Origin of the sequence: Pseudomonas sp. TE3-3-F2023, from assembly GCF_036784815.1 — a bacterium.
In the GTDB taxonomy this organism is placed as follows: Bacteria; Pseudomonadota; Gammaproteobacteria; order Pseudomonadales; family Pseudomonadaceae; genus Aquipseudomonas; species Aquipseudomonas pudica.
In genome coordinates this window covers 5,059,198-5,077,214 of sequence record NZ_CP145113.1, presented here as the reverse complement: position 1 = coordinate 5,077,214, position 18,017 = coordinate 5,059,198, and the positions used below count along the sequence as shown (strand labels likewise).

9 protein-coding genes are annotated in these 18,017 nt (G+C 64.1%); 4 read left to right on the top strand and 5 right to left on the bottom strand.

Going from position 1 to position 18,017, the window contains the following annotated elements:
- On the top strand, positions 1 to 8,580 hold the full coding sequence (locus V3314_RS23335; RefSeq protein WP_338459686.1) for an amino acid adenylation domain-containing protein: 8,580 nt from the start codon (positions 1 to 3) through the stop codon (positions 8,578 to 8,580).
- Between the two features lie 209 nt (positions 8,581 to 8,789).
- On the opposite strand, the gene V3314_RS23330 is transcribed toward V3314_RS23335, so the two are convergent.
- The gene (locus V3314_RS23330) at positions 8,790 to 11,249 is read right to left on the bottom strand and encodes a TonB-dependent receptor (RefSeq protein ID WP_085602084.1); all 2,460 of its coding nucleotides are present in this window, start codon (positions 11,247 to 11,249) and stop codon (positions 8,790 to 8,792) included.
- Positions 11,250 to 11,375: 126 nt separating this feature from the next.
- Positions 11,376 to 12,236, bottom strand: coding sequence for a formylglycine-generating enzyme family protein (locus V3314_RS23325; RefSeq protein ID WP_196183766.1), 861 nt, complete (start codon positions 12,234 to 12,236; stop codon positions 11,376 to 11,378).
- 309 nt (positions 12,237 to 12,545) lie between these two features.
- Here V3314_RS23325 and V3314_RS23320 point away from each other — a divergent pair, with 309 nt between their 5' ends.
- Positions 12,546 to 12,710 (top strand): hypothetical protein, encoded by a 165-nt coding sequence (locus tag V3314_RS23320; protein ID WP_170304001.1) that lies wholly within the window; start codon positions 12,546 to 12,548, stop codon positions 12,708 to 12,710.
- A 116-nt stretch (positions 12,711 to 12,826) separates the two neighbouring features.
- Positions 12,827 to 13,708, top strand: coding sequence for a DMT family transporter (locus V3314_RS23315; protein ID WP_041505660.1), 882 nt, complete (start codon positions 12,827 to 12,829; stop codon positions 13,706 to 13,708).
- 3 nt (positions 13,709 to 13,711) lie between these two features.
- Here V3314_RS23315 and V3314_RS23310 read toward each other — a convergent pair whose 3' ends face one another.
- Together V3314_RS23310 and V3314_RS23305 are read right to left on the bottom strand one after the other, a co-directional pair.
- Positions 13,712 to 14,170, bottom strand: coding sequence for a DUF4265 domain-containing protein (locus V3314_RS23310; RefSeq protein WP_085602086.1), 459 nt, complete (start codon positions 14,168 to 14,170; stop codon positions 13,712 to 13,714).
- A 13-nt stretch (positions 14,171 to 14,183) separates the two neighbouring features.
- Positions 14,184 to 15,059 carry a DMT family transporter gene (locus V3314_RS23305; protein WP_046614694.1) on the bottom strand — a complete coding sequence of 292 codons (876 nt, stop codon included), beginning with the start codon at positions 15,057 to 15,059 and terminating at the stop codon, positions 14,184 to 14,186.
- A 246-nt stretch (positions 15,060 to 15,305) separates the two neighbouring features.
- Here V3314_RS23305 and aceK point away from each other — a divergent pair, with 246 nt between their 5' ends.
- Positions 15,306 to 17,021 carry a bifunctional isocitrate dehydrogenase kinase/phosphatase gene (gene aceK / locus V3314_RS23300; RefSeq protein ID WP_153671752.1) on the top strand — a complete coding sequence of 572 codons (1,716 nt, stop codon included), beginning with the start codon at positions 15,306 to 15,308 and terminating at the stop codon, positions 17,019 to 17,021.
- Positions 17,022 to 17,150: 129 nt separating this feature from the next.
- Here the strand turns inward: aceK and V3314_RS23295 are convergent, their stop codons facing one another.
- Entirely contained in the window at positions 17,151 to 18,011 is an 861-nt protein-coding gene (locus tag V3314_RS23295; RefSeq protein WP_046614692.1) for a DUF6279 family lipoprotein, read from the bottom strand.
- Positions 18,012 to 18,017 lie beyond the last annotated feature (6 nt).

The window sequence follows — 18,017 nt, the reverse complement described above, 5'->3', positions numbered from 1 at the left end:
ATGCACACGGACAACAGAAACGCAGACCTGGTTTATCGCTTCATCCGTCTGCCCCTGGCGCAGCAGAAGCTGTTTCTCGAAAAACTGGCGTCCAAGGGCGTCACGCTTGCGCAACTGCCCATTCCGGTAGCCAGGCACGATGTCGAACGCCCCGTGCTGTCCTATGCCCAGCAACGCCAGTGGTTTCTCTGGCAGCTGGAGCCCACCGGCTCGGCCTACAACATCCCGACCGCGCTCAGGTTCAGGGGGCAGCTTGACCTGGCAGCCCTGCAGCGCAGCTTTGCGACGCTGATCCAGCGTCATGAAGCCTTGCGCACGACCATTGCCGAGGCAGATGGCCAGCTGATGCAGGTCATCCACCCGAACCAGCCTTTCCAGCTGGCCCGCCAGGCCTTGGGGGCCGTGGAGGAGCAGGTTTTGCAGGCGCAGGTCGCGCTTGAGGTCCAGCAGCCGTTCGATCTGGTCCATGGGCCGCTGCTGCGGGTGAAACTGCTGGAACTGGCGCAGGACGAGCACGTGCTGGTGCTCACCTTGCACCATATCGTCGCCGATGGCTGGTCGATGCCCTTGCTCATCGATGAGTTGGTGCAGCTTTATGAAGGCTATAGCCAAGGTCGCGAGGTGGTGCTGGCCGAACTGCCGATCCAGTACGCCGATTATGCAATCTGGCAGCGTGCCTGGATGGACGCCGGCGAGCGTGAGCGTCAGCTGGCGTACTGGATGGCGCAGCTGGGCGACGACCATCCGGTGCTGGAACTGACCACCGACAGGCCACGCCCGGCGCTGCAAAGCTATCGCGGTGAGCGGGTCGACGTTGACCTGGGCGAGGCGTTGAGCCTGTCACTCAAACAGTTGGCGCAGCACCAGGGGGCGACACCCTTCATGCTGCTGCTGGCGAGTTTCCAGGTACTGTTGCACCGCTACTCCGGGCAGGCCGATGTGCGCGTGGGCGTGCCCATCGCCAACCGTAACCGCGTAGAGACCGAGCGGCTGATCGGCTTTTTCGTCAATACCCAGGTGATGCGAGCCGAGTTCGACACGCAACTGACCTTCACCGAGCTGTTGGCGCAAGTGCGGCAACGAGCCTTGGGCGCGCAGGTGCATCAGGACCTGCCATTCGAACAGCTGGTCGATGCCTTGCAGCCTGAACGCAGCCTGAGCCACAGCCCGTTGTTCCAGGTGATGTACAACCACCAGACCCGGGGCAAGGGCGAGCGCCGCAGCTTGCCCGGCCTGGAGGTGGAGGGCCTGCAATGGAACGTGCACGCGGCGCAGTTCGACCTCACGCTGGACAGCTTCGAACATGAGCAGGGCATCAGCGCCACGCTGACCTTTGCAACCGACCTGTTCGATGCCTCGACCATACAGCAGATGGCGCGGCACTGGCTGAACCTGCTACATGGCATCGTCGCCAACCCAGGCCAGCGAGTGGCTGAGCTGCCATTGCTGGATGACGGGGAGCGACAGCAGATGGTGCATGGCTGGAATGCCACGCAAGCCGATTACCCAGGCGAAACCAGCATCCACCAGCTGATCGAGGCCCAGGTGTTCGCCACCCCGGACGCCCCGGCGCTGGTGTTTGGCGAGCAGACCCTGAGCTATGCCGAGCTCAACCGCCGTGGCAACCAGCTGGCGCACAAGCTGCGCGAGCAGGGCGTGGGCCCGGACGTGCTGGTGGGCATCGCCATGGAGCGCAGCCTGGAGATGGTCATCGGCCTGCTGGGTATCGTGAAGGCCGGTGGCGCCTATGTGCCACTGGACCCGGAATATCCCCAGGACCGCCTGAGCTACATGTTCGAGGACAGCGGCATCGCCCTGCTGCTGACCCAGTCGCACCTGCACGAAGCCCTGCCGATCCCGGCCGGCCTGCGCAGCCTGGACCTGGACACCGAGAACTTGGACGGCTACAGCGACGCCAACCCGAACATCGACGTGGCCCCGCTGAACCTCGCCTACGTGATCTACACCTCCGGCTCCACCGGTCGCCCGAAGGGCGCTGGCAACAGCCATCAGGCGCTGGTCAACCGGCTGTGCTGGATGCAGAAAGCCTACGGCCTGGATGCCAGCGACAGCGTGCTGCAGAAAACCCCGTTCAGCTTCGACGTGTCGGTGTGGGAGTTCTTCTGGCCGCTGATGACCGGCGCGCGCCTGGTGGTGGCCCAGCCGGGCGCACACCGCGACCCGCAGCTGCTGGTGGAATGCATCAACCATTACGGCATCAGCACGCTGCACTTCGTGCCGTCGATGCTGCAGGCGTTCATGACCCACGAAGCGGTCGAAAGCTGCGTCAGCCTCAAGCGCGTGGTGTGCAGCGGTGAAGCACTGCCGGCCGAGCTGGCCCGCCAGACCCTGCAGCGCCTGCCGGCGGCGGGCCTGTACAACCTGTACGGCCCGACCGAAGCGGCGATCGACGTCACCCACTGGACCTGCCAGCCGGACGAAAGCATCAGCGTGCCGATCGGCCAGCCGATCGACAACCTCAAGACCCATATCCTCGAAGGCAGCCTGCAACCGGCGGTGCGCGGCAGTGCCGGCGAGCTGTACCTCGGCGGCGTGGGCCTGGCCCGTGGTTACCACCAACGCCCGGCGCTGACCGCCGAACGCTTCGTGCCGGACCCGTTCAGCGACAACGGCGGGCGCCTGTACCGCACCGGCGACCTGGCGCGCTACCGCGCCGATGGCGTGATCGACTACGCCGGGCGCATCGACCACCAGGTGAAGATCCGCGGCTTGCGTATCGAGCTGGGCGAGATCGAGGCGCGCCTGCTGGAGCTGCCGAGCGTGCAGGAAGCCGTGGTGTTGGCCTTGGACGGGCCAAGCGGCAAGCAGCTGGTGGGTTATGTGGTGCCTGCCGACAGCTCGCAAGACGAAGGTGCATTGCGCGACAGCCTGCGCGAGGCGCTGAAGGCCGGTTTGCCGGACTACATGGTGCCGGCGCACCTGCTGCTGCTCGGCAAGCTGCCGGTGACGCCGAACGGCAAGCTGGACCGCAAGGCCCTGCCGCAGCCGGATGCCAGCCAGTTGCAGGGCGAGTACGTCGCGCCGCAGAGCGATCTGGAACAGCAGATCGCGGCGATCTGGGCGGATGTGCTGAAGCTGGAGAAGGTCGGCCTGACCGACAACTTCTTCGAGCTGGGCGGCGATTCGATCATTTCGTTGCAAGTGGTCAGCCGTGCGCGCCAGGTGGATATCCAGTTCACCCCCAAGGAGTTGCTGCAGCATCAGACAGTGCAGGGGCTGGCCTCGGTTGCCCGGTGCAGCGAAGCACAAGTGCTGGAGCAGGGCGCGGTCACCGGGCCTCTGCCACTTGTTCCGGTGCAGCACTGGTTCTTCGAGCAAGCGCTTGTAGTACGTGACCACTGGAACCAGTCGGTGCTGCTCGAACCTGTTGAGGCACTGGATGCGCACCTTTTGAACATGGCGCTGGGCAACCTGCATGCCCATCACGACCTGCTACGGCTCAATGCCTGGCAGAGTGCCGGGCGCTGGCAGGCCACGATCGGCGCGCCGGTATCGACCGAGCTGCTATGGGTTCGCGAGTGTGTTGATAGCGAGGCGCTGGAACGCTTGGCCGATCAGGCCCAGCGCAGCCTGAACCTGGCTCAGGGGCCACTGTTGCGCGCCGTGCTGGCAACGCTGGCAGACGGCAGCCAGCGGCTGCTGCTGGTCATTCATCATCTGGTGGTCGATGGCGTGTCATGGCGGATCCTGCTGGAAGACCTGCAACAGGCCTACCAGGCGCTTGCCCTCGGCCAGCCGCTGAAGTTGCCGGCCAAGACCAGCGCGTTCAAGGTCTGGGCCGAACAGCTGCAGGCCTATGCCAGCAGCCAGGCACTGCAACATGAACTGCACTACTGGCGTGATCAACTGCAAGGCGCCAGCGATGCTTTGCCTTGCGATCATCCCCAGGGCGAAAACCGGCAGAAGCATGCAACGTCGGTCAGCACTCGCCTGGACCCGCTCTGGACCCGCAAGCTGCTGCAGCAGGCACCGGCAGCCTATCGCACGCAGATCAACGACCTGTTGTTGACGGCATTGGCCCGTGTGGTCAGCCGTTGGACTGCGCAGCCGCAGGTACTGGTACGCCTGGAAGGCCATGGCCGCGAAGACCTGTTCGACGGTATCGACCTGAGCCGCACGGTGGGTTGGTTCACCAGCATGTACCCGGTCAACCTCAGCCCTCAGCCCGAGCTGGCCAGCTCGATCAAGACCATCAAGGAGCAACTGCGCGCGGTGCCCCACAAGGGCCTGGGCTATGGTGTGCTGCGTTACCTGGGGGCTGGTGAAGCTCGGCAGACGTTGGCGGCGCTGGCCCAGGGGGCGATCATCTTCAACTACCTTGGGCAGTTCGATGGCAGCTTCGACCAGCAGGCGAGCCTGTTCAAACCGGCCAGCGAGAATGCCGGGCTGAACCAGGATGAGGCCGCGCCATTGAGCAGCCTGCTGGCGCTCAATGGGCAGGTGTACGGCGGCGAGCTGACACTGGGCTGGACGTTCAGCCGTGAAGTCTTCGATACCTCGACCATCCAGCAACTGGCCGATGCCTATGCAGAAGAACTCAAGGCCTTGATCGACCATTGCTGCCAGGATGACACCCAAGGCCTCACGCCATCGGACTTCCCATTGGCCCGTCTGAGCCAGGCGCAACTGGACGACCTGCCGGTACCTGCTGCTCAGATCGCCGATATCTACCCGCTGTCGCCGATGCAACAGGGCATGCTGTTCCATACCCTGCAGGAGAGCGACGCCGCGCTGTACATCAACCAGACTGCGGTCGATGTGCACGGCCTGGACATCGACCGCTTCGTCGCGGCCTGGAACCAGGTGATCGCCAGCCACGACATCCTGCGCACGGTCTTCCTGTCATCGGCCCGGTGGGCGGAGCCCTTGCAGGTGGTGCAGCGTCAGGCCAGTCTGCCGCTGCGCGTGCTCGACTGGCGTGGGCGTGAGGTGACCAGCGCCGCCTTGCAGGCGCTGGCAGCCGAAGAGGCTGCCGAAGGCTTCGACCTGGCGTGTGCCCCCCTGATGCGCCTGACGCTGGTTCGAGTGGACGAGCAACGCCTGCACCTGATCTGGTCGCGTCACCACATCCTCATGGATGGCTGGAGCAATTCACGGTTGCTGGGCGAGGTGTTGCAGGTTTATCACGGCCGGCCTGCCAGCCATGCGGGGGGGCGCTTCGGTGACTACATCCGTTGGCTCGCCGAGCAGCCGATGGGCAAGCTGGAGCAGTTCTGGAGCGAGAAGCTGCGTGCCCTGGAGGGGCCGACGCTGTTGGCCGAAAGTGTTGCGCCGCAGGCGGACGGCAAGCTTGTCGGGCACCATGCGCTGTACCTGCATTGGGATGCGCAGCGCACGCAACACCTGCGTGACCAGGCCCGGCGCCTGAGGGTCACGCCCAATACCCTGGTCCAGGCCACCTGGCTGTTGCTGCTGCAACGCTACACCGGCCAGGCCAGCGTGTGCTTCGGCGCCACAGTGGCCGGGCGCCCCAGCAGCCTGGCTGGTGCAGGCGAGATGCTGGGGCTGTTCATCAACACGCTACCGGTGGTGCAGGCGCCGCAACCCCAGCACATTGTCAGCGACTGGCTGCACCAGCTGCAGCACTACAACCTGGAGCTGCGCGACCACGAGCATGCAGCGCTGGCCGATGTACAACGCTGGGCCGGGCGGCCAGGGCAAGCGCTGTTCGACAGCATCGTGGTGTTCGAGAACTACCCGGTTGACGATCGCCTGCGCGAGGGCGGCGGCGGAACGTTGCGCTTTGGTGAAGTACGTAACCGCGACGTCACCAACTATGCCATGGACCTGGCCGTGCAATTGGGCGAAACCTTTTCGGTAGAGTTCCTGTACCTGCGCAACCGCTTTACCGAAGCCGCTGTCGAGTGCCTGCGCGGCAGTTTCGAAAGCCTGCTGAGCGCCATGCTGGACAATCCCCAGGCCACGCTGGGCAGCCTGGGCATGCTGACGCCGGCGCAGGCAAGGCACGCCGATCTGCGCAACCAGCTTGTGGCACCTGGGCGCGAGCAGCCGCTGCTCGCCGAGCGTATCGCCGGGCATGCCCGTGAGCGTGGTGAGGCCATGGCGGTAGTCTGCGGTGGCCAACAGTTGACCTATGCCCAGCTGAACGCTCGCGCGAACCGCCTTGCCCACCACCTGATCGCGCAGGGCGTGCGCCCGGAAAGCTGCGTGGGCATTGCCCTGGAGCGGTCGGTGGAGGTGATCGTGGCCTTCCTGGCAGTGATGAAGACTGGCGCAGCTTATGTGCCACTGGATATCGACTACCCACAAGAGCGCCTGCAGTGGATTGTCGAGGACTCGGCAATGCACCTGCTGGTCAGCAGCAGTGGCCTGCGCCAGCGCTTTACCCAGGTAGCGCGGTGCGTCGAGCTCGACCAGCAAGCGCTGGACCATCTGCCTGCTACTGCACCTGTACAGCGCGCGTGCGCGGATAACCTGGCTTATCTGATCTACACGTCTGGTTCTACCGGCAAGCCCAAAGGTGTGGCGGTGAGCCATGGCCAGATTCGCATGCACTGCCAGGCCATCGCCGGGCTGTACGAGATGGACCTGCACACCCGCGAGCTGCTGTTCATGTCGTTCGCCTTCGACGGGGCGCAGGAACGCTGGCTGTCGACGTTGTCCTCGGGTGGTTGCCTGGTGGTGCGTGACAACCGGCTGTGGACGGCAGAAGAAACCTGGCAGACCTTGCATGACCAGCGTATTGACATCGCCTGCTTCCCGCCGGCCTACCTGCAACAGTTGGCCGAATTCGCCGATAGCCAGCAGCAGCCCGCGCCAGCAGTGCGGGTGTACTGCTTTGGCGGCGATGCGGTACCGGACGCCCTGTTCGAGCACGTCAAGCGCACGCTGCGCCCGCGCTGGTTGACCAACGGCTATGGGCCGACGGAAACCGTGGTTACGCCTTTGCTGTGGAAGGTGCCGGTGCGACGAACCTGTGAGGCTGTGTACGCGCCGATCGGCGATCGCGTTGGCGAGCGCGCGCTGCACGTGCTGGACCAGCACCTCAACCCGCTGCCCGATGGTGTGGCCGGTGAGCTTTATATCGGCGGAGAGGGCGTGGCGCGTGGCTATCACCAGCGGGCCGCACTCACGGCCGAGCGCTTCGTGGCCGACCCGTTTGCCACGGGTGGCCGACTGTACCGTACCGGTGACCGGGTGCGTCGCCGCGCCGATGGCGTCATCGACTTCCTCGGGCGGCTGGACAACCAGCTGAAGATTCGAGGGTTCCGCATCGAGCCGGGAGAAATCGAGGCACGCTTGCGCAACCTGGCTGGCGTGCGCGATGCCGTGGTGGTGGCGCGTGACATCAGCACGGGCAAGCAACTGATCGGCTACGTGGTAACGGACAATGCCGATATCCGCGCCGAGCAATTACGTGATGCCCTGCGCGCCGACCTGCCGGATCACATGGTGCCGGCACAGCTTGTACTGATGCCGGCGCTGCCGCTCACCCCCAACGGCAAGATCGACCGCAATGGCCTGCCGGCACCCGAGTTTGCCGCAAGCCGGGCATGGGTTGCCCCGCGTAATGCGATCGAGCAGGCGCTGGCAGCGATCTGGCAGGAAGTACTGCAAGTCGAGCAGGTCGGTGTCGATGACAACTTCTTCGAACTGGGTGGTGACTCGCTGCGCGTGCTTAAGATGCTGTCCAAGGTCCGCGCCTGCGAGGATTTGCCTATCGAACTGAAACTGCGTGATGTGATTGCCCGGCCGACCATCGCCGAGTTGTCGGGTTATGCCCCCGACGATGCCAGCCTGGACCCGCTGTTGTTGCTGAACAGCCGAGTGAGCGTGAGTACGCCGCTGTTCTGCCTGCATGCCGGGTTTGGCACGGTGTTCGATTACGAGCCATTGGCGCGCCGGCTGGAAGGCCGTTGCACGGTTTATGGCCTGCAATGCCGGATGCTGCTGGATCACGCCTGGGTGGATGATTCGCTGGAAACGATGGCTATCGATTACGCACAGTACATTCGGCAGAAGCAACCCGAAGGGCCTTATCAGCTGGCAGGTTGGTCGCTGGGCGGCACCCTGGCGGTGTTGGTGGCCAAGGAGTTGGAAAGCCAGGGGCAGCGGGTTGCGGTGCTGGCCTTGGTGGACAGCTTCGTGCCCTCGGCCAGGCAAGCCGTGCAGGAAAGTGACTGGAGCGCCGACCTGCGTGGCTTCCTGGCGGTGATTCTCGGGGTTTCGGCCGATGCACTGGTGCTGCCGATCGTGCCCGCCGGCAGTACTCAGGATGCCCTGGAGCGCGTGATCGGAACGGCAAGGGCCGCGCAGGCTGCACAGTCGGCCTATGCCGAAATCGGCAACGCTGATCTGGCGCAGACCTTTGTTGTGGCAATGAAACTCAAGGCGCTTTCGCGTCAATTGCGCCAGCTACCGTCTACCGAGGCAGCGGCAAGTTGCTGGTGGGCGGGGGAGGGCGCGCACGCGGGTGGCATTTCGGGTAGCTGCCAGGACATTGCTGTTGATGCCGGGCACTATGACATCCTCGAACAGGTGGATGTCCTTGAGGGGATGATCGCCAGGCTGTTGCTGGCAGATACGATCAGCCCGTAAACCTGCTCACTCTTTGTAGGAGCGGCCTTGTGTCGCGAAAGGGCTGCAAGGCAGCCCCGGCAATTCCTGCATAACTGCTGAGCCGCCGGGGCCGCGTTGCGGCCCTTTCGCGACACAAGGCCGCTCCTGCAACGGACCGCGTACCGATGCGAAGACCATGCAGGCATGAAAAAGGCGACCTCCAGGGTCGCCTTTTTTCGTTCTGCTGATCAGAAATCGTAGCGCAGGTTCAGCGTCGCGTTTCTCGGCGCGCCATAGTGGCCATAGTTGCCGGCCAGGCCTGCGTAGTACTTTTTGTCGAACAGGTTGTCCACGTTCAGCGTGGCGGCCAGGTGCTCGCTGATCTTGTAGCGGGCCATCAGGCTGGCCACGGCGTAGTCTTCCTGGGTGATGCGCGTGTTGTAGCGGGTGGCCAGGGATTGCTGGGAGTTCCAGTTGACCCCACCACCAACAGTCAGGCGCTCCCATTCGCCGGGCAGGCGGTAGGTAGTCCACAGGCGGAATGTATCCAGCGGCAGTTGAGATGTCAGGCGAGTGCCATTGGCATCTTCCGTGCGGGAGTGGCTGTAACCGGTATGAACTTCCAGCCCGCGAGCCACTTCGCCGGACAGTTCAAGATCAATACCTTTGGTTTCGGCGCCGCTGACCGCGCGGTAAGCGGTGGAGTTAGGCACGCCCGGTACGCTGAAGCCGGTGTCTTCCTCTGCAAGGTTGTCGCGCTTGATGAGGTAGATCGCCGCGTTGGCGTTCAGGCGGCCGTCGTAGAATTCACCCTTCCAGCCCATTTCATAGTTCTGCCCGATTACAGGGTCCAGCACCTTGCCGGTACGGTCGCGGCTGGTCTGTGGCTTGAAGATATCGGTGTAGCTGGCGTACACCGATTGCTCATCGGTCAGGTCGTAGATCAGGCCGGCGTACGGTGTTACCTCTCCGCGCTCATTCAGTTGCGTGGGGTTGCCGTTGCCAGTGGTCAATACCACCTGGTTCGAGTCCGAACGGTAATTGGTGGTACGGGCACCGAGAATCATGTGCAGGTCGTCGGTGAGGTTGAGCCGGGTGGCAATGAAGTAGCCGGTCTGGCGGATAGTCAGATCATAATCCAGCAGTGGCGAATAGTTGCCAGGTTGCGGTATGCGATTGCCCCAGGTGTAGAAGTTGAATGTGGCTTCCCCAGCTGTTCCGGTGAAGTGGTTGTTCTCGTAATCCATGTAGTCGAAGCCGGTAACCAGTTCGTGGGTCTGGCCAAACAGCTCGAAAGGCCCCTGCAGCGTGATGTTCATGCCCCGCTGAACCTGATGGGCATCGACTTGCAGCAGGTCGGACTTGGCGTTGCCGGTGGCTTGATCGAGGGTAGAGACCCCGGCACCGGTGCGATAGAACGCCGACAGCGAGTCGCGATCGACATCCATGTAGTTGCCGGCCATTTTCAACTGCCAACCATTGCCAAGCTCCTGATCCAGGCCGAAGGAGTAGTTCTTGGTGGTGTAGTCTTCATACATCCAGCGCGGCCCGGAACTGGTCGAGCGGGAGAAGTTGGTGGGCTGGCCATTGCTGAAAAACAGCGGCACACCTGGCGCGCCATTGGCGTCGTAGGTCTGGTAGTCCATGCCGAAGCGCACGGTGGTGGTATCGGTCAGGTCTGCTTCGAGCACGCCGTAGACCAAGTCACGGTCCTGGCTGTACCAGTCCATGTAGCTCTGGTTGCTCTGCTTGGCGGCCACCAGGCGGCCACGCAGCTTGCCGCTTTCGATCAGCGGGCCGGAAACGTCGGCCTCGGTGCGATAGTAGTCCCACGAGCCCACACCGGCCTGCACATACGACTGGAATTCTCGCGTGGGGCGCTTGCGTACCATGTTGACCACACCGTTGGGCTCGCCCGCACCGGTCATCAGGCCAGTGGCACCGCGGACGATCTCGATGCGGTCGAACATGGCCATGTCCATCAGGGTGTTGGGCATGTTGCGCGTCAGGTAGTCTTGCGTGGTGTTCACGCCATCGAGCTGGTAGGTACTGATTTCCGAGCCGCGCGAATAGATGTGAAAGCGCTCGCCACCGTCCTGGGACATGGTGATGCCCGGGTTCTGCTTCAGCACGTCGGTAATGGTCGCCAGGTGCTGGTCGTCCATTTGCTGACGGGTGATGACGCTGATGCTTTGTGGTGTTTCGCGTATCGACAGGTTCATGCGGGTGGCCGTGCTGGTCACGCCGGTAGTGTAGGAACCCGTGCCTTCGGTAGTGGCCCCCAGGCCCACGCTATTGACGTTGGTCGCCGAAAGCTCGACCTGACCGTCCTTTGCGGCTGAACTCGCTGTTACCGTCACGGTGTTGCCGTCGATCTGATAACGCAGCCCGCTGCCGCCCAGCAGGATGCGCAGGGACGAAGCTAGGTCGTGGCGCCCTTTGAGTGCAGAGGAGCGCAGGCCACCGATATCTTCCGGGCTGTACAGCAACTGGGTATCGGTCTGCCTGGCCAGTGCCTGCAACGCCGAATTCATCGACTGCGCAGGAATATCCAGGGTCCACTCCTGTGCCTGCACCTGGGCAACCATCGCAGCGGATATCGCCAGGCCCAGGCCGATGCGTGTGAACGCGCGCTGGGGACGAAGGGAATGACGGATCAGTAATGCTTTGGCAAGCGGGTTGAGCGGGCCGGGGAGGGACTTGGACATCTATTGCGGTCTCGTTGGCAGAGGGTTTTTTTCTATGTCAGCTATAGGACGCAGCACCTGTTAAAAACCGGAACGATTCTTATTGGCGATTTTTTTGGCCGGTGCTGCGTTAACCGCGTCACAACTTCACAGTTCGCGTGCTACGCGAAAGCCGAGGAAGTCCCCCCGGGTGGTCTTGAGGCGGTCGTTGCGGTTGGCCGAGCGGGAGAAGATCGGCGGCTCGCCCCAGTCGTTGCCGCGCATGTGCGCGCGAATGCACTTGGGGTCCTGGATCCAGGCGCTGCCGTCGGTGGGGGCGCCTTCGTAGCTGTCGTGGTAGCAGTCGGCGACCCATTCGTAGACGTTGCCGTGCATGTCGTACATGCCGAAGGCATTGGGCGGGTAGCTGCCCACCGGGGCGGTGAAGGCATGACCGTCCTTGGGGCCATAGGTGTTGGCGTGCTTGCTGATCTCGTACTTGCCCGGTTCGTCGAAGGGGAAGGGGAACGGGCCGCTGGAACCGGCACGGGCGGCATATTCGCGTTCGGCTTCGCTGACCATGCGGTACGGTTTGCCGGTGGTTTTCGCCAGCCATCGGGTGTAGGCCTGCACCTCGTCGTAGTCGACGCACACCGCCGGCTGGCGGGGGCCTTGCTTGTAGCTGGGCTTGCTGGCTTCGCACCAGCGGCCGGGGCGCTCGTCGCCGCTCCTGATGACGGTGCCGGTGGCCTTGATGTAGGCATCCAGTTCGCCGGCGGTGACCTGGTAGCGGCTCATGGCGAAGGGCTTGGCGAAGGTCACGGTGTGCAGCGGGCCCTCGTCGGGTTGGCGGCCGACTTCGTCATCGGGGGCACCCATCACGTAGCTGCCGGCGGGCAGCACGACCATCTCGGGGCAGTCCTTGCAGTCCTTGAACACGTCGCCGGGCTTGGCGGCGTGGGCGTAGGCGCTGACCAGCAGCAGGCAGGTGATCTGGGCTGGCCGGTAGAGCCAGGCGGATACGTTCATCGGTGGTCCTCGAAACGGGTGAATGCGGGCTGCGTTTCGCATTCAGACGAGCCGGGGCGGTGAGAAATTAACCAACATCCAAGGTAGCGCGGTCTTACTGTGGGAGCGGCCTTGTGTCGCGAAAGGGGCGCGCAGCGGCCCCACACTCTCAGCTTCGCCGCAGATATTGCTGGGGCCGCTCTGCGGCCCTTTCGCGACACAAGGCCGCTCCCACAAAAGCTGTTCCCGCGAGTACCGTAGGCAGTGGTTGCAAGGCATGGGGCACCGGGCTATAGTCCAGCCCATTGTTCTCTTCCCGAAGACCTGTTCATGCCAGCCAGCCCTTCCACCACAAGCTTTGCCATCGCGCCAGTCGCGGGCATGGTCGTGCGTGGCTGCCAGCAGCCGGCGATGATCAGTCACTATCCACCACCACCTGTCAGTGGCGTCGTAGGCGGCGTAGCTCCGCCTCCTTGCGTGGTCGTGCTGGGCTGATCGGCTTCTGGCCGCAACCCTTCGCACACGCAACCTACTGAACACGGTCGGCGGCTTCCCTCGCTGAAGCGCACGCCGTCCGTCTGGCTTATTCGCCTTGAATCAGGTGGCAATACATGTCTGTCTTTAGCAAAGCATCCGTGGCCTCGGCGGCCACTACCAGCCTGTTCGTCCTGCTGTGGAGCAGCGGGGCGATCGTCTCCAAGCTCGGCCTGGCGCATGCCAGCCCGTTCGCCTTCCTGCTGTTGCGCTCGGCGCTGGCCCTGGCCGGCCTGCTGCTGATCGGCCCGTTGCTGGGGTTGCGCTGGCCGCGCAGTCGCGGGGCCATCCTTCGGGCCCTGGGCACTGGCTGTGTGCTGCTGGGCGCCTACCAGATCTTTTACCTGCTGGCGCTCGATACCCATGTCACCCCCGGCATCATGGCCACGGTGATGGGCGTACAACCGATCCTGACCGTGGTGCTGATGGAGCGCCAGCGCTCCTGGAGCCGCTTGTTCGGCCTCGGGTTGGGGCTTGGCGGGTTGATCATGGTGGTCTACCAGGGCATCAACCTGGGCGGGGTGTCGCTGGCGGGAATGCTGTTCGCCCTGCTGGCGCTGGCCAGCATGACCTTCGGCTCGATCCTGCAGAAGCGCATCACCGACAACCCCATGGGCACGCTGCCGCTGCAGTACCTGGCCGGCTTTGCCATGTGCGCGTTGTTCGCGCCGCTGCAGCCGTTGCATGTGGAGTGGACTGGCGGTTTCGTCGGCGCGCTGCTGTGGATGGGGCTGGTGGTCTCGCTGCTGGCGACCCTGCTGCTGTACCGACTGATCGCCAAGGGTAACCTGGTCAATGTCACCAGCCTGTTCTACCTGGTGCCGGCAGTGACCGCGGTGATGGACCTGCTGATCTTCGGCAACCGCCTGGCACCGCTCAGCCTGCTGGGCATGGGGTTGATCGTGGTGGGCCTGCTGTTCGTGTTCCGCAAGCCCGCCGCGCGCTTGGCCGAGGCGTAGGCCCTAGCGGAATTCTTCGGGGATGGCGTGGCGCAATACGCCCTCCTCGAAGTCCAGCAGGCCGGCTTCGCGCTGGGTGAGCAGGTAGTAGAGCAAGGTGTCGAGCGAGCGCTGCGGCGGGACCTCGACCGCCAGCATCTTCACCGCCTGCTCGGTCTCGCAGTTGCAGCCGAAGTCGTGCAAGGCCGCGCGTACCTGGTCCAGGGTTTCCGGGGGCCTGACGATAACCCGGAACACCGAACTGCCGCTGCTGTGGCGCAGTTCGGCGAACCAGGTTTCGCCGGCTTCCTCACGGGTGCCGATCACGTCGCCCGGGGCGATGCCGTAGACATGGAAGGGAATGTTGTCGACGGCATGGCCGCCTTCCACGGCCTTGGCCCACAGGCCCTCGACCGAGGCGGGCGGGTAGCCATTTTCGTCCTGCTCCAGGCGGAACAGGACCTTCTTGTACGCGTCGTTCATCCTGTACCCCGCTTCAGCTGCGCGCCGGGCGCAGCACCAGCCACAATGCCAGGCCAATCAGCAGGCCGCCGTACAGGTGCGCCATCGACAGCGGTTCGTCCAGCAGCCACGCACCCCACAATACACCGAATACCGGGATCAGGAAGGTCACGGTGCTGGCCTTGACCGGGCCGATTTCCTCCAGCAGGCGGAAGTACAGGATGTAGGCGAACGCTGTGCACAGCAGGCCCAGGCCCAGCAGCGACAGCCACACCTGCCAGCCGCCCCAGCTGGCAGGTGGCTGGCTCAGCGCGCTCCAGGCGAACAATGGGCTCAGCATCAAGGTGGCGCCGAGCATGCTGCCCAGTGCCGACAGGCGGCTGTCCAGGCCGCTGACCCAGCGGCGGGCGAGGAAGCCGGCAAAGCCGTAGCAGGTGGTGGCCGCCAGGCAGGCAAGGGCGCCTTGCAGCAGGGCCAGGTCCAGGGCCACCGGGCCGGCGCCGCTGAGGATGCCGACGCCGAACAGGCCCAGGAAGATGCCGCAGAGCTTGGCCAGGGTCATCGGTTCACGGAAGAACAGCACGCCGACCAGCACGCCCATCAGCGGCGTGGTGGCGTTGAAGATTGCCGAGTAACCGGCTGGCAGCACCTGGGCGGCCACGGAGTAGAAGGTGGCGGGGATACCGGAGTTGATCATGCCCAGTACCAGGCAGGCGCCGAGCTTGCCCTGGAAGTCCCAGCGCACGCGGGCGGCGGCAAGCAGGGCGACCAGGCCCAGGCAGGCGATGGACACGCGGAAGAACGCCGTCGGCACCGTGCCCAGTTCGGGGGCGATGATGCGCATGAACAGGAAGCTCGCCCCCCAGACGGCGGCAAGGGTCAGCAGACGGGCTAGGGCGATGGGGCTCACAACGGTCTCCGGAGGCAGGGCAGGGGCGCGAGTGTACGCCAGGGGGGCAGGGGATTCTTGTGCTTTCTTGCGGTGTAAACCTGTGCCGGCCTCTTCGCGGGCACGCTCGCTCCCACAGGTTCTCTGCAATGCTCGGCCCTGTGGTAATCCTGGGAGCGGGCGAGCCCGCGAAGAGGCCGGCACAGGCTCCGCAAAAACCAAGAGGCGACTAAGCTCTGTAACTCAACACCGCACCGAGGTCTTCGCATGTCCCAGCCCTGGCCCGCTGTCGAAATCGCCCGGATGATCCTCGCCGGCTTCGACAACTACCGCGACCACTTCCAGCGCATCACCCTCGGTGCCCGCAAGCGCTTCGAGCAGGCGCATTGGCAGGATATCCAGCGTGCCTCCGCCGCCCGCATCAATCTCTATGAAGAGAAGGTCGCCGAGGTCAACGGCTGGCTACGTCAGGGCTTCGCCGAGGATGTGCTGCTGGATGTGGATCAATGGCCCCTGGTGAAGAACGCCTATATCCACCTGATCGACCCACGGCTGGACGACGAGCTGTCCGAGACTTGGTACAACTCGCTGTTCTGCAGCCTGTTCAGCCACGACCAGATCAGCGACGGCTGCATGTTCATCCACACCACCCGGCCGTCCATGCGCAGCCGTGAGCGCGCCGCGCAAACCCGTACCTATCGGCCTGACGCTGGGCTCAAGAGCCTGCTGCGGGCGGTGTTCAGCGATTACCCGTTCGAAGTGCCGTACGGCGACCTGGAGGGCGACCTGGCGCGCCTGGAAGATCAGTTGCGCGAGTGCCTGCCGGACTGGGTATGCAAGGATTCGACCCTGGCGTTGGAGCTGTTTGTGCCGGTGCTCTACCGCAACAAGGGTGCCTACCTGGTCGGCCGGCTGTTCAACAGCGACGAGCAGTGGCCGCTGGTAATCCCGCTGCTGCACCGCGAAGGGCACGGTATCGAGGCCGATGCGCTGATCACCGACGAGGCCGAGGTGTCGATCATCTTTTCCTTCACCCGCTCGTACTTCATGGTCGATGTGCCGGTGCCGGCGGAGTTCGTCAACTTCCTCAAGCGCATCTTGCCGGGCAAGCACATTGCCGAGCTGTATACCTCCATCGGTTTCTACAAGCACGGCAAGTCGGAGTTCTACCGGGCGCTGATCAACCACCTGGCCAGCAGCGACGACCGCTTCGTCATGGCGCCCGGGGTGCGCGGCATGGTCATGAGCGTGTTCACCCTGCCGGGCTTCAACACCGTGTTCAAGATCATCAAGGACCGTTTTTCACCGTCGAAGACAGTCGACCGCGCCACGGTGATCGACAAGTACCGGCTGGTGAAAAGCGTCGACCGCGTCGGGCGCATGGCCGATACCCAGGAGTTCGCCGATTTTCGTTTTCCGCGCAGCAAGTTCGAGCCGGAATGCCTGGCCGAACTGCTGGAGGTGGCGCCATCGACCGTGGCGCTGGAGGGTGACACGGTGCTGATCCGCCACTGCTGGACCGAACGGCGCATGACGCCGCTGAACCTGTACCTGGAACACGCCAGCGAGGGCCAGGTGCTGGAGGCGCTGGAGGATTACGGCCTGGCCATCAAGCAGCTGGCGGCGGCGAATATTTTCCCAGGCGACATGTTGCTGAAGAACTTTGGCGTTACCCGCCATGGCCGGGTGGTGTTCTATGACTATGACGAGATCAGCTTTCTGACCGAAGTGAACTTCCGCCATATCCCGCCGCCGCGTTACCCGGAAGACGAGATGTCGGGCGAGCCGTGGTACTCGATCGGGCCGCATGACGTGTTCCCCGAGGAGTTTCCGCCGTTCCTGTTTGCCGATATCGGTCAGCGGCGCTTGTTCAGCCGGCTGCATGGGGAGTTGTACGACGCGGATTACTGGAAGGGGCTGCAGGCGGCGATTCGTGAAGGGAAGGTGATCGATGTGTTTCCGTATCGGCGCAAGGGGCGGTGACTTTGCTTTAGCAGGCCTGGCCCCTTCGCGGGTAAACCCGCTCCCACAGGTACGGCACAGGATTTGAAACCAGTGGGGTGCCTGTGGGAGCGTGTTTACCCGCGAAGAGGCCGTGCCTGCTTTCCACCTTCACCCTTTCAAACACTTCAATTCACTAAAATCGGTGCGCACCTTGCCCAACCGCTCCTGCAGGAACCGCCGCTGCTGCGGGGTACTCTGGTGCACCAGGTCCACCAGCAAGCTGCGGGCCTGTTGCTCGGTATTCTGATACGCCGCCCGGTACTCCGGCGTCCACAAGCTCTCCTTGCGCTGCAACAACGTCGCCAGGCGCGGCTCGAAACTGGCATCATTGCGCTGGTTCATCGCCAGCAGCAATTGCTGTTGCCAGTGCGCGCGGTTGGCGATCCATTCGCGGTTCTGGTCGCCCAGCGCCTGGGACCAGGCCTGCACGCGCTGCTTTTGTACCGCGGTCAGCTCGCCAAACCACGGCGTCAGGCGTTTCTCCATGCGTTCGGCACGGCGGGCAATCTGCTTGTCCAACGGCGTATCCACATACTTCTTCTGCCGTTCGCTGATGTCCTCGCGGAACGCCTCGCGCATCTCCGCCACCTGGGCATCGCTCATGCCGCGCAGCAGTTCGGTGGCCGAAGGGGTGATTTCCTCGGCCACCCGGCCAATCGCCTCGCGGGCTTCGCGGGTACGCTGCTGCAGGGCCTGGTCGGTCACCTGGTCGTCGGCGACCATGTCGCGTACCCGGTCCAGCCAGTCGAGATAGCCGGGCAGCTGGGTCTTGCAATGCCAGGCCAGGTGCTCCCGCAGGCGGTCGTCAAGCATGGCCTTCTGCTCGCTGTTCATGGCCAGGTAGTCGCCAAGCGACCACGGCACCAGGCGGTCGAGGTTGCGGTAGGCCAGGTCGATACGGCTGCAGGCGGCCAGGGCCAGGGCGCAGCCGATGGCGACGAGCAGGGCTTTGGACAGGCGTAGCGGCATGGGCTG